Annotated in this window: 12 protein-coding genes and 2 pseudogenes; 8 read left to right on the forward strand and 6 right to left on the reverse strand. The window is 28.5% G+C overall.

From position 1 onward, the window contains the following. Window positions 1–104 precede the first annotated feature (104 nt). Window positions 105–389, forward strand: coding sequence for a hypothetical protein (locus FPD38_RS05990; protein WP_133374359.1), 285 nt, complete (start codon window positions 105–107; stop codon window positions 387–389). 37 nt (window positions 390–426) lie between these two features. On the opposite strand, the pseudogene FPD38_RS05995 reads toward FPD38_RS05990, so the two are convergent. Next, a pseudogene (locus FPD38_RS05995) lies at window positions 427–1,136 on the reverse strand (DNA adenine methylase); the annotation flags it as partial. Between FPD38_RS05995 and FPD38_RS06000 the strand changes: the two are divergent. Next, a pseudogene (locus tag FPD38_RS06000) lies at window positions 1,133–1,345 on the forward strand (TonB-dependent ferric enterobactin receptor CfrA); the annotation flags it as partial. The pseudogenes FPD38_RS05995 and FPD38_RS06000 sit on opposite strands and share 4 nt — an antisense overlap. Here FPD38_RS06000 and FPD38_RS06005 read toward each other — a convergent pair. Both FPD38_RS06005 and rho read right to left on the reverse strand, forming a co-directional pair. Beyond that, window positions 1,342–2,883 carry a DNA polymerase III subunit gamma/tau gene (locus FPD38_RS06005; RefSeq protein ID WP_147555825.1) on the reverse strand — a complete coding sequence of 514 codons (1,542 nt, stop codon included), beginning with the start codon at window positions 2,881–2,883 and terminating at the stop codon, window positions 1,342–1,344. The pseudogene FPD38_RS06000 and the gene FPD38_RS06005 sit on opposite strands and share 4 nt — an antisense overlap. A 2-nt stretch (window positions 2,884–2,885) precedes the next feature. Then, on the reverse strand, window positions 2,886–4,184 hold the full coding sequence (gene rho, locus FPD38_RS06010) for a transcription termination factor Rho (protein WP_147555826.1): 1,299 nt from the start codon (window positions 4,182–4,184) through the stop codon (window positions 2,886–2,888). Between the two features lie 182 nt (window positions 4,185–4,366). Between rho and FPD38_RS06015 the strand changes: the two genes are divergently transcribed. Continuing rightward, window positions 4,367–6,712, forward strand: coding sequence for a heavy metal translocating P-type ATPase (locus FPD38_RS06015; RefSeq protein WP_147555827.1), 2,346 nt, complete (start codon window positions 4,367–4,369; stop codon window positions 6,710–6,712). After that, complete coding sequence (locus FPD38_RS06020) at window positions 6,709–6,924, forward strand: cbb3-type cytochrome oxidase assembly protein (RefSeq protein ID WP_147555828.1); 216 nt, start codon at window positions 6,709–6,711, stop codon at window positions 6,922–6,924. Before FPD38_RS06015 ends, FPD38_RS06020 begins: the two co-directional genes overlap by 4 nt. Window positions 6,925–6,934: 10 nt before the next feature. Here the strand turns inward: FPD38_RS06020 and FPD38_RS06025 are convergent, their stop codons facing one another. Further along, window positions 6,935–7,240: a c-type cytochrome gene (locus FPD38_RS06025; protein ID WP_147555829.1), complete on the reverse strand. Its 306-nt coding sequence runs from the start codon at window positions 7,238–7,240 to the stop codon at window positions 6,935–6,937. Window positions 7,241–7,341: 101 nt separating this feature from the next. Between FPD38_RS06025 and FPD38_RS06030 the strand changes: the two genes are divergently transcribed. Genes FPD38_RS06030 through gmhA form a run of 4 tightly spaced genes read left to right on the forward strand, consistent with a single transcriptional unit; the run spans window position 7,342 to window position 10,732 of the window. Beyond that, window positions 7,342–7,857 (forward strand): D-glycero-alpha-D-manno-heptose-1,7-bisphosphate 7-phosphatase, encoded by a 516-nt coding sequence (locus FPD38_RS06030; protein ID WP_147555830.1) that lies wholly within the window; start codon window positions 7,342–7,344, stop codon window positions 7,855–7,857. Beyond that, window positions 7,854–8,810, forward strand: coding sequence for an ADP-glyceromanno-heptose 6-epimerase (rfaD, locus tag FPD38_RS06035; protein ID WP_147555831.1), 957 nt, complete (start codon window positions 7,854–7,856; stop codon window positions 8,808–8,810). The genes FPD38_RS06030 and rfaD overlap by 4 nt, the downstream gene beginning before the upstream one ends. After that, window positions 8,803–10,188, forward strand: a complete 1,386-nt coding sequence (gene rfaE1, locus FPD38_RS06040) for a D-glycero-beta-D-manno-heptose-7-phosphate kinase (RefSeq protein WP_147555832.1) — start codon at window positions 8,803–8,805, stop codon at window positions 10,186–10,188. Before rfaD ends, rfaE1 begins: the two co-directional genes overlap by 8 nt. Next, entirely contained in the window at window positions 10,172–10,732 is a 561-nt protein-coding gene (gene gmhA, locus FPD38_RS06045; RefSeq protein ID WP_147555833.1) for a D-sedoheptulose 7-phosphate isomerase, read from the forward strand. Before rfaE1 ends, gmhA begins: the two co-directional genes overlap by 17 nt. Before the next feature lie 7 nt (window positions 10,733–10,739). Here the strand turns inward: gmhA and pyk are convergent, their stop codons facing one another. After that, window positions 10,740–12,191 (reverse strand): pyruvate kinase, encoded by a 1,452-nt coding sequence (gene pyk / locus FPD38_RS06050; RefSeq protein ID WP_147555834.1) that lies wholly within the window; start codon window positions 12,189–12,191, stop codon window positions 10,740–10,742. Window positions 12,192–12,204: 13 nt separating this feature from the next. Continuing rightward, a complete protein-coding gene (locus FPD38_RS06055) occupies window positions 12,205–13,551 on the reverse strand; it encodes an FAD-dependent oxidoreductase (protein ID WP_147555835.1) in 1,347 nt (448 codons plus the stop codon). Window positions 13,552–13,635 lie beyond the last annotated feature (84 nt).

A 13,635-nucleotide genomic window follows, 5' to 3' on the forward strand; every position in this document is an offset into this window, starting at 1 on the left:
TTTTTTATTAGTTGGTATTGTAATTGGAGAGCTTTCTAGGATCTAACAGCACACATTCAGCATTACCAAGCTATTGTAGTCTTATCAAAACAAAAGGATAAAAAATGTCAAGAATACAAAACAATATAAAACAAGGTTATACAAGAGATTTTATAAGAGCAATTTGCAATGGTGATAATGATGCTGTATTAGAGTATCTTCAAAATGGTATGAGTGCCACAAAAGAAGCTATGGGAACACTACCAATCATTTATGCAATTAATCATAATAATTTTGGAGCTATTTTGCTTTTAATTAAATACGGAGCTATTTTAGAGAAAGATTATTTAGAGTATGAAGTAAAATCCAACAAAGAAGCTTTAGAATTTTTAACTATTTTACTTAAATAATAAATTGTTTAGAGAATATAAATATTCTCTCAAATAATTAAAAGTTCATTATTAAAACCTCCTTGCTCTCTTTTCTTTTTAAAACATTGTTATTTAAAGAATATCTTATCTTTAATTCTTTGATATGAAATCCTTTATAAAGCTCTCTTACAAGCTCACAATCATTATAAGAAAGCATAAATTTACCTTAATAACTCATTTAATAGTTTATGCTCTTTTATTCCAAAACCATTAGTGTTTTTATAATAATTTTCAGTCCCTACATAAGGTGGATCTAAATAAAACAAAGCTTCATTGTAATCATATTCTTTTAAAATATATTCAAAGCTTTTATTTTCAATACTAGCATTTTTAAGCCTTTGTGTGTGTAAGCTAAAATCTCTAAGTAATCTTTTTGGCGCTCTTTGTTTGCTCATAGCAAATTGCCCCATGCTTGATCCAAAAGAAGTGCTGATAAGATAAAAATAAAAAGCAGCTCTTTCTATATCATTCCTTGGCTTTAATTCTTTATTTTTTATCATTGCAAATATTTTTCTACTTACGAATAAAGAATTTAATACATTATTTAAACTTTGGGGTTTGTTTCTTATGCAAAGGTGTAAATTGATAAGCTCGTTATTTATATCATTAATAACTTCTATTTTTGATGGGCTTTTTTTGATAAAAAACGCTCAAAGCTCCGCCAAAAACTTCTATATAAGTTTTATGCTCTGGCATTAAAGCAATGATTTCTTTAGCTAAATTATTACAAAGATATATTTTTAGCTTCTATGGGTGCGCGTTATGATATGAATAAAAAATGGAATATCAATGCGACTGTTTATAATCTTTTTGATAAAAGTTTTACCAATGCATGGGAATCATATAAAAATAAAAACGAAAATATTTGGGTAAATACTTATAATCATATAGAAGAGGGAAGAAGGCTTTATATTTCCATCAATGGTAGTTTTTAATTTTGAATTTGTGGATAACCAAAGAGTTTTTCAAGAGCTTCTTTGGTCTCATTTTTTGGATCATATTTTTTAGCATCTTTTTTAAAATTTTCAAAATGTTCATTTAAATTTGGCGTAACCTTGTTTTCCATTTTAGGCGGTGTTTTAAAGACATCTTGTAAATTTTGTGTTTGTAAGTTTTCTATTTTTTGAATTTTAATTTGTGTATTTTCTCCAAAAAGCTCGCTTAGTAGTAATTTAATTAATTTAAAGCCATTGTTTAAGGTGTTTCTATCTTCATCTTTTGCATTAGAGCTTATGCTAAATACATCATCTTTAAAAGAAATAAAACTAGTGGTTTTTTTAAAAACTTCTCCAAGATCATAATCTCTTTTGTAAATAGCCTTGAGCAAAAGTTCATAAGGATTAGAATTTTCTTCTTTATGGGTAGTATTAAGGATGCTTTTTTCTTGGATATTTGTGTGGATAGGCAAGTTTGTTTGTTTTGTTTCTTGAGTATTAATTGCTTCATCTATACTTTTTAAATGAGTTGCTTCAATTAGCATAAAAGCCATCACGCAAAGTACAAAACTATCATTATCACTTGAATTTAACATAGTTTTTGCACGAGAAAGTATCCTAAAAAATCTTTCATAAATTAGCATTGAAAAAAGGTTGTTTTTTGCAAAAAAAGCATTTTTCAAGAAAAATATCATTTCATCTATGACATTATTTGCTTCATAATCTTCAAATTCTTTTAAAAATTCTAAAACCTTATTTTTATCATTGCTTAAAATTGCTTGGTAAAATTCTTCAATTTTAGCTGGATCTAAAAAACCTAGCATGGTGGTGATTTTTTCAGTTTGTATATGATTTTGACAATACACAATAGCTTGGTCTAATAAGGTTAAAGTATCTCTTAAAGAGCCATTCCCGCTTCTAGCGATCAATCTTAAAGCTTCTTCTTCATAATTTATTTTTTCTTGATCTAAGATCCATTCTAAATGTTTTAAAATTTCATGTTGAGAAATTTGTTTAAATCTAAAATGCTGAGTTCTTGAAAGAACGGTAGCTGGAAGCTTTAAAGGATCTGTTGTTGCAAGTATAAATTTTACATAGCTTGGAGGTTCTTCTAAGGTTTTAAGTAAAGCATTAGCCGCTTGAGGTGTTAGCATATGAACTTCATCGATAATAAAAATTTTAAATCTTGCTAAAGATGGAGCATATTTTACCTGTTCGATAAGCTCTTGTATATCTTCTAAGCTTCTATGGCTTGCTGCATCCATTTCTATAATATCTATATTGCTTCCAGTTAAAGAAGAAACGCATTGAGAACATTTCCCGCAAGGATTGGCACTTGGGCCTTTTTCGCATACTAAAGCACGAGAAAAAATTCTAGCACTAGAAGTTTTTCCACTACCCCTAAGTCCAGAAAATAAATAAGCATGCGCTAAACGATTATTTTCAAGAGCATATTTTAAGCTTATAGAAACTGTGTTTTGCCCTATGAGTTCATTAAAATTTTTTGGTCTATATTTTATAGCTAGTGCTTGTAGCATTTTTACCCATTCATTATAGATAATAATTCTTCATTGCTTTTGGTTTTTAGCATTTTTGAGTATAAAAATTTTAATGCTTCAATATCATCCATTGAAGAAATAGCTGATCTTATAGCCCAAATTTTTTGTAATTTTTCTACTCCTTGGAGTAATTCTTCTTTTCTGGTACCTGATTTTATAACATTAATAGCTGGATAAATTCTCCTATCTGAAATGTTTCTATCTAAGACTATTTCACTATTTCCTGTGCCTTTAAATTCTTCAAAAATTACTTCATCCATTCTTGAGCCAGTTTCAATTAAGGCTGTTGCTATAATGGTTAAAGAGCCGCCATGCTCTATATTTCTAGCAGCTCCAAAAAATCTTTTTGGTTTGTGAAGAGCATTTGCATCAACCCCACCACTTAAAACTTTTCCACTACTTGGAGTAGCGGTGTTATAAGCTCTTGCAAGTCTTGTTATAGAATCAAGCAAAATGATAACATCTTTACCAGTTTCTACCATTCTTTTAGCTTTTTCTATTACAAGTTCAGCAACACGGACATGATTGTAAGCTGGCAGATCAAAAGTAGAACTGAAAACTTCACCTTTTACGCATCTTTGCATGTCTGTTACCTCTTCAGGTCTTTCATCCACCAATAACACTATCAAATGAGCCTCAGGGTGATTTTTTGCTATAGCATTTGCTAGTTCTTTCATAAGTTCTGTTTTGCCAGTTCTTGGAGGTGCAACGATTAAACTTCTTTGACCTTTTCCAATAGGTGCAAAAAGATCAAGCATTCTTCCTGTTAGTTTTAAAGGATCGTATTCTAATTTAATTTTTTCAGTTGGAAAAATAGGAGTAAGATTGTCAAATAAAGGTCTTTCTCTCGCCTCTTTAAGTGGAAGATAATTAATCGCTTCAATTTTTAATAAAGCATAATATTTTTCTTGATCTTTAGGTTCTCTTACTTGCCCAGTAACGATATCTCCAACACGAAGTGCAAATTTTCGAATTTGAGAATTAGACACATAAGCATCATTAACACTATCGCTTAAATTAGAATCCATCCCTCTTAAAAAACCATAACCTTCTGGAGAAATTTCTAAAATTCCAGTAAAAAGGATAAAACCGCCTTTTTTAGTTTGAGCTTTTAAAATTTCAAAAATTAAATCTTGTCTTCTAAATTCTCTTGGATTTTCTATTTCAGCCTCATGAGCAATTTTGATTAAGTTTTCTAAATCAAGTAACTTTAAATCTTCAATTTTGTAACCTTCAACAGGAATATGCGTTCTTTGATGTTGTTTTTTTTCTTTTTCCATGTATCCTCTAAAATGTAGAAAATGTAGTATTGATTTAATAATGAATGTAAGATTTTATTAAAAAAAATACTTTTTTGTCAAATCTTTTTTAAAATTATATTTTATCTTTGTAAATATATTTTAAAATTTGATATTTATAAAAATGATAAAATATTTAAAATTTAAAATTTTGAAAGATAAAAATGAAATGTAAGCATTGTCAATTAAGCTTTAAACAAGAACAAATGGTTGAAAATAATGGAAATTATTTTTGTTGTAAAGGATGTCAAAGTGTTTATGAAATTCTTCATGATAGTGGTTTAGAAGAATTTTATGATAAGCTTGGCAAACAAACATTAAATCCTGTAAATTTAGAGTATAGTTATAAAGATTACACCAAATATATCCAAAAAACAAAAGATGACTTTAGTCAAATTTTTTTACTTATAGAAGAAATTCACTGTTCAGCTTGTGTGTGGCTTAATGAAAAAATTTTAATCCAAAGCCAAGGGGTAATAGAAGTAGATATTAACCCTATCACGCATAAAGCAAAAATAGTTTTTGATGAAAGTACTATATCTTTAGCGCAAATCATTCAAAAGATAGAGTGTATAGGTTATAAAGCTAATATTTACTCTCCTACAAAATTTGAAAAAAGAGCAACTCAAACCAAAAGAGAATTTTATGCAAAATTAATCGTTGCTATAGCTTGTGTGATGAATATCATGTGGATATCGGTTGCAAAATATGCAGGTTTTTTTAGTGGGATGGATAAAGAGGTTAAAGACATTTTGCATTTTGCAGAATTTTTACTTTGCACTCCAGTGCTTTTTTATACAGGTTCGGTTTTTTATAAAAATGCCTATTATGCTTTGAAATTTAAAAATCTTAATATGGACACTTTAGTAATTAGTGGATCTACTTTGGCGTATATTTATTCAGTATGGGCAATGTTTTCAAGAAGTACTCAAGTGTATTTTGATTCTGTTGCTATGATAATTTGTTTTGTGTTTGTAGGTAAATATTTAGAACTTTTAAGCAAGAAAAAAGCATTTGATACTTTAGATCATTTAAGATCTTTTTTAGCAACACAAGTTAGGGTTTTAAAAGAAGATAAATTTGAAAATTGTGATATTGAAGATGTAAAAATCGGAGATATTATAGAATTAAAAGAAGGTGATAGAGTTTTAATTGATGGAGTTTGTATAAGTGGCAATGCGAGTTTAGATATGTCTAGTTTAAGCGGAGAAAGCTTACCAAAAGATGTTGCTAAAGATGATGAAATTTACTCTGCTTCATTGGTTTTAAGCGGTAATATACTTTATCAATGTAAGGCTTTATACAAAGATTCTAAACTTGCTAGGATTATTTTTTTATTAGAAAATTCTAGCACTAAAAAAGCAAAAATAGAAAAAATGGTAGCTCAAATTAGTAGATATTTTTCTCCTGCTATTTTAAGCTGTGCGTTTTTGTGTTTTTTATATACTTTATTTGTGCTTAATTTGGGTTTTGAAGAAGCTATGATAAGAATGGTTTCTGTTTTAATTATAGCTTGTCCTTGTGCGTTAGCTCTTGCTACTCCAGTTAGTTCTTTAGTTGCTATTAGTGCTGCTTTAAAAGAAAAAATTTTATTTAAAGAAGTGGGAGTGGTAGAAGATCTTAGTAAATGCAATGTTGCAGTTTTTGATAAAACTGGTGTTTTAACACAGGCAAATTTAGAGGTTGTAAGATATGATTTAAATGAAAAGCTTGATAAAAATGAATTGGTTAGTTTTTTACATTTAACTAATCATCCTGTTGCAAAAAGTATTCTTAAATTTTTAAATATACAAGAATATCAAATCAAAACATTTAGCAATATCCAAAATATCCAAGCAAAAGGTTATAGGGCTTGTTTAAAAGATGATGTTTTTATAGGTGGAAATAAAAAATTTTTAAAAGAAAATGGAGTTATAAGTAAAGAATTTTACAATACTCATTTTATATTTGCTAAAAATAATGAAATTTTAGCTGTGTTTGAGCTTGAAGATAGCATAAGGGCTGATTCTAAAGAACTTATTGATTATTTAAAACAAAAAAATATGCAAGTTATTATGTTAACAGGGGATAATGAATTTGTAGCAAAAAAAGTTGCAAAAAGCTTAAATATAGAAAAATTTAAAGCTTCTTGTATGCCAGAAGATAAACTAGATTATATTTTAAATTTAAGTCATAAAAATAAGGTGTTAATGGTGGGAGATGGTGTAAATGATGCTTTGGCTCTTTCTCATGCTGGTGTTGGAATTTCCTTAAAAGAAGGTTCAGCTTTAGCTGTTGAAAATAGTGATGTGGTTTTGTTAAAGAATGATTTAAAAAGCTTGCAAAAAAGTATAGAAATAGCTAAAAAAACTTATATGATTATTAAGCAAAATTTAGCTTTTTCTTTGTGTTATAATGCTTTTACTATACCACTAGCTTTTTTAGGTTTGATTAATCCATTATTAGCAGCTTTATCTATGTCTTTTAGTAGTATAGTGGTTATTTTAAATGCTTTAAGGATAAAAAAATGAATGGCGTTTTGATGATGATGATTGGAGTTTCTTTAACTGCATTGTGTCTAGCAGTTTGTGCCTTACTTTGGGGGATTAAAAATAAGCAATTTGATGATGATTATAAATTTATTATGTTAAATGATAGTGAAGAAGCTTTAAATGACGCAATAATTTTAGAAAAAAGAAAAAAAGAAATACTTCAAAAAAAAGAGAATAATAAACAGCCATAAAGGCTGTTTATTATTTTTTCAAAGTTTCAATATAAGCATCGATAGCTTTAAAATCTTCTTCAGTTAAACCTTTAAGGTTGATTTTCATGATCGCACCTTGGCCATAAGCATTTCTTTTGCCTTCTGAGTATTCTTTCATATATTGAATTCTTTCTGCACTTGCTACAGAATTTAAAGCAGGAACTTTATTAAGATACACTTTATCTGCTTTAGCACCATGGCAAACTGCACATTTTTTATAAAGTGCTGCACCATCAGCTGCATAAGCAGAAACTCCAAGACATGCTAAAGCTGATAAAACAACTAGCTTTTTCATTTTTGACTCCTCATAATAAAATGGATTTTAATTATAAACTTTTTTCATTTAATATTCTTTAAATTATAAAAATCTTAGTAAAAATACATTATAATTTTTTTATGAAAAAAGCGTTATTTTTAGATAGAGATGGTGTTATTAATATCGATAAAAAATATGTTTATAAAATAAAAGATTTTGAATTTTGTGATGGTATTTTTGAATTTTGTAAATATTTTCAAAGTAAAAATTTTTTAATTTTTGTTATAACCAACCAATCAGGTATTGCAAGAGGGTATTATAAAGAAGAAGATTTTGCTATCTTAAGTGCTTATATGATAGATGAATTTGTAAAACACGATATAAAGATAGAAAAAATTTATCATTGTCCTCATCTGCAAGGATGTGAGTGTAGGAAGCCAAAACCAGCTATGCTTTTAAAAGCAAAAGAAGAATTTGATATAGACATGGAAAAATCTTTTTTTATAGGAGATAATCTTACAGATATGCAAGCTGGAATTAATGCAAAAGTTAAAAATCTTTTTTTAATCAATGATGATATAAATTATCATGGAATCGAGTTTAAAATTTTTAAAAATTTAAAAGAGCTTTTAAAATGCCTAAAGGATGAAAAATGAAAGTAGTAATTACTGGTGGAGCAGGTTTTATAGGATCAGCACTTGCATTAAGATTACAAGAAGAAAATCATAAAATTTTAATCATTGATAAAATGCGTTCAAGTGCTAAATTTGAAAATGGAAATTTAGAAAGTTTTGGACATTTTAAAAATTTATTAGACTTTAAAGGCGAGCTTTACACAGGTGATATTAACGATGATAAAGCTTTTGAAATTATAAAAGATTTTAAGCCAGATGTGATCTTTCATAAAGCTGCCATATCAGATACTACAGCGTATGATCAAACTAAAGTGTTATCTATTAATCTTAACACTTTTAAGCGTTTTATTGATATGTGTTTAAATTTGAATGCAAAATTAATTTATGCAAGTTCAGCTTCAGTTTATGGAGATGCTTTAAGCCCTCAAACGGTAGGTAAAGATGAAAAACCTAAAAATCCTTATGCGTTTTCAAAGCTTATGATGGATAGGCTTGCTAAGCAGTATTTTGATAAAATGCATATAGTAGGGCTTAGATATTTTAATGTTTATGGTAAAGGTGAGTATTTTAAAAATACCACTGCTTCGATGGTATTGCAATTTGGACTTCAAATTTTATCAGGTAAAAATCCTCGTTTATTTGAAGGAAGTGATAGAATTTATCGTGATTTTGTTTATATTGAAGATGTAATTAGTGCTAATTTACATGCTTTATATACAAAAAGTGGTATTTACAATGTAGCTACTTCCGTGCCAAGAACTTTTCAAGAAATAGTTGATATTTTACAAAGACTTTTAAATACAAATTTAGCTTGTGAATATATTAAAAATCCATATGAAAAAGCATATCAGTTTCATACTCAAGCTAATTTAGATGAGAATTTTTCTTATCGACCTAGATTTAGCCTTGAAAAAGGCATTAAAGATTATTTGCCAGAAATTAAAAGAATTTTTAAAGAGGAATTAAATGCTTGATTTTTTAAGCTCAAAGCAACCTAGAATTTTAGTGGTTGGTGATTTTATGGTGGATCATTATATATGGTGTGATTGTTCAAAAATTTCTCCTGAAGCACCGGTAATGGTTATGAAACATACTAAAGAAGATAAAAGACTTGGTGGGGCAGGTAATGTGTATGCAAATTTACAAAGCTTGGGAGCTTTTGTTTATGCACTTGGAGTCATAGGAGATGATGAAAGCGGTAAATTTTTACAAGAAAAACTAAATGCGAAATTTTTCATCGAACAAAATAGAAAAACTCCTCTTAAAACAAGAATTCTTTCACATTCTCAACAAGTTTTAAGACTTGATGATGAAAATAATTTTGATACAAGATTAGAGTCACAAATCATTAATGAATTTAAAACTATCGTAGAAGATTTTGATGCAGTGATTTTAAGCGATTATGCTAAAGGAAATTTAAGCGAAAAAATTTGTAAAGAATTAATCTATCATGCCAATACTTTAAATATACCAATTTTAATTGATCCAAAAGGTGCAAATTTTAATAAATACAAAAATGCAACTTTACTTACTCCAAATAAAAAAGAAGCAATGGAAGCTTTAAAACTTGAAAAATTAGACAAGGACAATTTAAATTCTGCCATTAAAAAACTTAAAAGTGATTATAATCTTACTTATTCAATCATTACTTTATCAGAAGAGGGTATAGCTGTTTTTGATGATAAGTTGAGCGTTATTCCTGCTAAAGCTTTAGAAGTTTATGATGTAACAGGAGCTGGAGATAGTGTTATAGCTATGTTAGCATATGCTTTGGCTTTGAAAATAGATATTATAAAAGCTTGTGAGTTAGCTAATCAAGCAGCAGCAGTGGTGGTTTCAAAGATAGGCAGTGTGAGTGTAAGTTTTGATGAAATTAAAAATTTAGAAAAAGCTTCTTTTTATGAAAAAATTAAAACTAAAGAAGAGATATTAAAATTGATTAAAAACAAAAAAATAGTTTTTAGCAATGGTTGTTTTGATGTTTTACATTTTGGACATATAAAGTATCTTGAAAAAGCAAAAAGATTAGGTGATGTGTTGATAATAGGTCTAAATTCAGATGCGAGTGTTAAAAGATTAAAAGGAAAAAATAGACCTATAAATAGTGAATTTCAAAGAGCTTGTATGCTTGCTAGTTTGTATTTTGTAGATTATGTTGTTATATTTGATGAAGATACACCGCTTAAGCTGATTGAATTTTTAAAACCAGATGTTTTGGTAAAAGGAGCTGATTATAAAGATAAAGAAGTAGTTGGGTCTAATTTGGTTAAAAAAGTAGAATTAATAGAATTTGAAAAAGGATTTAGCACAACAAATATAATAAAAAGGATAAAAAATGATAGAAAAGATTGAAAATGAATTTTATATGCATAAAGATACTTTAGAAAAATCATTACAATTAAAAGAACAAATTTATCAATGTGCTCAAATTTTAAATCAATGCCTAGAAAATAATGGAAAAATTTTAATTTGTGGCAATGGCGGAAGTGCTGCTGATAGTCAGCATTTTGCAGCTGAGCTTAGTGGAAGATATAAAAAAGAAAGAAAGGCTTTAGCCGCTATAGCTTTAAGTACTGATACTTCTGCTTTGAGTGCGATTGGAAATGATTATGGCTTTGAATTTGTTTTTTCAAGACAAGTTGAAGCTTTAATGTGTAAAAATGATGTTTTAGTTGGAATTTCAACTAGTGGTAAAAGTCTTAATGTTTTAAATGCTTTTAAAAAAGCAAAAGAACTTAATGCAAAATGTATAGGGCTTAGCGGAAAAGGAGGTGGTTTGATGAATGAAATGTGTGATTTCAATTTGGTTATTCCTTCTGATGATACTGCTAGAATTCAAGAAATGCATATTTTAATTATTCATTGTTTATGCGATTTAATAGAATCTAAATTTTAAGCTTGGATTATTTTACCAAGCTTAAATAATACTCAATTTGTTCTTTTTGTAAAATTCTTATAAGATTTGTACTTCCTGCTACACCAACTGGAAATCCTGCGGTTAGGGTGTAAGTTCCATCTTTTTTGATCAATCCTTTTTCAACTCCAAGTTTAATAGAATTGCTTAAAAGTTCAGTTAAATTTTCGTGTTTTTCTATAAGTATGGCTGGTTGAATGCCCCATACTATGCTTAAAAAATTTAAAGCTTTTTTAGAATGTGTGATAGCAATAATATCCATTCTAGGTCTATATCTTGCAGTTTTAATTGCTGAAGAGCCACTACTTGTGAGTGTGAAAATCGCATCTGCTTTGAGATTGGTAGCAAGCTGGGTATTTGATTTGGCTATGATATCTGTCTCATTAAAGCATTTAAAATTTTCAAATTTTTCATAAGGATAATTTTTTTCTGTTTCAATAATAGTTTGAGTCATGATATCTACAGCATTAGCTGGGTCTATCCCTACAGCACTTTCTTCGCTAAGCATTACAGCATCTGTGCCGTCTAATACAGCATTTGCTACATCTGAAATTTCAGCTCTTGTGGCAGTTTTTGATTTGGCTAATGAAAATAGCATTTGAGTTGCTGTGATTACAGGTTTATTAGCTTCATTTGCTTTTTTGATAATGAGTTTTTGAATATTTGGAACTTTATAATAAGGAACCTCTATACCCAAATCACCCCTTGCAACCATAATACCATCGCTTGAATGAATAATTTCATCTATATTTTCTACTGCATCAAATTTTTCTATTTTTGCAAAAACAGCAATTTCAGCATTATTTTCATTTAAAATTTTTCTAACTTCATCGATATCGTGTGCATTTTGAACAAAAGATATAGCAAGAAAATCTACATCATTTTGAATACCCCAGTTTAAATCTGCTTTATCTTTTTGAGTGATAATATCGATGTTTATTTTTGTGTTTGGAAAATTTATCCCTTTGTTTGAGCTAAGTATGCCATTATTTTCAACTTGAGTTTGGATGAAGTTTTCATCTATATGAATTACTTTTGTTTTAATGGAGCCATCGCACAAATAAATATATTCTCCAACTTTAAGCATAGATAAAATTTCAGGATGGTTGATGCAAACTTTATAATGATTTTGATTAATTATCTCTCCATCGAAAGTATCTTTGTAAAAGTCTAGCCTATCGTTAGTTTTAAGTTCAAATGCTTGCGGAATTTTTAAAGTCCTAATTTTTGGCCCACTAATATCTTGTAAAATTCCAATTCTTGCATTTAATTCTGATGAGATTTTTCGAATGGTTGAGAGATTTTTGCTATGATATTCATGTGTTCCATGGGAAAAATTTAAACGAAAAACATTAACTCCGTTTATTATCATTTGTCTTATGATTTTTTCATCTTCACTAGCAGGTCCAATTGTTGCGACTATTTTTGTTTTTTTCAACATACCAAATCCTTATTTATAGCAATTCGTTAGCGAATAAATCTTCATTGAAATTGGCTCCAAGGTATTGACAGATTAATTTTGCATCTCTTTGAGCATTCCCAAGACAGCTTGTAGCGCCAGGACTTGGTGTCATATTGAAAATAATACCAGGAATTTCAGTGATGCTTGCTTCTCCTAGTATTAACTCACCTGCTTTTTTATCAAGCACTTGGGGTCTTACTCCTCCAAATTTTTTAGCATAATAAATATCGTCAGCTTTTAAACTAGGTACTATTTTTTTAGCATCTTTAACAAAAAGCTTTTTGTTTATATAAGGTATTTCAAATAAATAATTATAAAGAATATAATTTCTAATCGTAGAATCTTTAAATAAATTAAGACAAATTTTAACAACATTCATATCTAAATTTAAAGTTTTGAAAAATTCAGGTAAAGATTTAAATCCATGATATCGTTCAAGCATAGGTATAACTAAGGCTGTAGGTCCAAATCGAGTATTCATATTGGCTAATAAATCAGGATCGCCATGTAAAGCAGCAAATGGTAGTTTAGGATTTTGGACCATATAAACCTTACCATTTAGAATTTTTCTTTTGGCTAGATAAAAACTTCCAGCTACAGGAAAACATGACTTATCAAGTCCTAAACCCATCTTATGAGCTAAAAATAAAGAATGAGCTCCAGCATCTACTATAATAGATTTTGCAATATATTCTTTAAAATCTGCAGTTTTAACATAAAAAACATCATCTTTTTTTTCTATAAGAGTCACTTCTTGATTAAAAGCTACATGGGTATTTTTATTTTGTTTGCAAGCTTGTTCTATCAAGCTTTGACTCATTAAACCAAAATCAACCGTAGTGTAAATGGCTCCTTCTTCAACACCCATTGCGACTACTTCATCGCTTCTATCGCCACTGCTATATTCGTTTAAAACTACATTAGGTTCTATTTTTTTAATTTCATTCTTGGTATAGAATTTTATATATGGATATAATTCTTTAAATTCTTCATATCTATTTGTCATATAAGCACATTCAGCCTCTCCAACACCAAGTGCAAGTTTTTGATGTGAAAACATAAATTTATTTTGAGCGTTTTGTAAAATTCCATATTTTACAATCATATCCGCAGTTTTTTTAACTTTCTTTGCTTTTTCTAAAGTGTAATTTGTCTCAATATCGCCACAATGAATTGTTTGAGAGTTACTAGTACCATGACTATTTAAAGTGGCAGCACCAGAATATTTTTCTAATAATGCAATATTTTTTATATCAGTATATCTAGCTAACTCATAAAATACAGCAGCTCCGGATATACCTCCTCCGATTACGATAGTATCAAAGTGTTTTTGATCCATTATTAAATTTTCCTTTGCTCGGTTTTAAATTTGATAATAATAGCAAAATATAGTTGTTTTGAGTTTAAATGAAGCTTATAAAAT

This window comes from Campylobacter volucris (assembly GCF_008011665.1).
Taxonomy (GTDB): domain Bacteria; phylum Campylobacterota; class Campylobacteria; order Campylobacterales; family Campylobacteraceae; genus Campylobacter_D; species Campylobacter_D volucris_A.

Coding starts and splice junctions, on each gene's coding strand:
- FPD38_RS05990 (WP_133374359.1), top strand. CDS start 105: ATGTCAAGAATACAAAACAATATAAAACAAGGTTATACAAGAGATTTT.
- FPD38_RS06025 (WP_147555829.1), bottom strand. CDS start 7,240: ATGAAAAAGCTAGTTGTTTTATCAGCTTTAGCATGTCTTGGAGTTTCT.
- rfaE1 (WP_147555832.1), top strand. CDS start 8,803: ATGCTTGATTTTTTAAGCTCAAAGCAACCTAGAATTTTAGTGGTTGGT.
- FPD38_RS06015 (WP_147555827.1), top strand. CDS start 4,367: ATGAAATGTAAGCATTGTCAATTAAGCTTTAAACAAGAACAAATGGTT.
- gmhA (WP_147555833.1), top strand. CDS start 10,172: ATGATAGAAAAGATTGAAAATGAATTTTATATGCATAAAGATACTTTA.
- rfaD (WP_147555831.1), top strand. CDS start 7,854: ATGAAAGTAGTAATTACTGGTGGAGCAGGTTTTATAGGATCAGCACTT.
- FPD38_RS06055 (WP_147555835.1), bottom strand. CDS start 13,551: ATGGATCAAAAACACTTTGATACTATCGTAATCGGAGGAGGTATATCC.
- pyk (WP_147555834.1), bottom strand. CDS start 12,191: ATGTTGAAAAAAACAAAAATAGTCGCAACAATTGGACCTGCTAGTGAA.
- rho (WP_147555826.1), bottom strand. CDS start 4,184: ATGGAAAAAGAAAAAAAACAACATCAAAGAACGCATATTCCTGTTGAA.
- FPD38_RS06030 (WP_147555830.1), top strand. CDS start 7,342: ATGAAAAAAGCGTTATTTTTAGATAGAGATGGTGTTATTAATATCGAT.
- FPD38_RS06005 (WP_147555825.1), bottom strand. CDS start 2,883: ATGCTACAAGCACTAGCTATAAAATATAGACCAAAAAATTTTAATGAA.
- FPD38_RS06020 (WP_147555828.1), top strand. CDS start 6,709: ATGAATGGCGTTTTGATGATGATGATTGGAGTTTCTTTAACTGCATTG.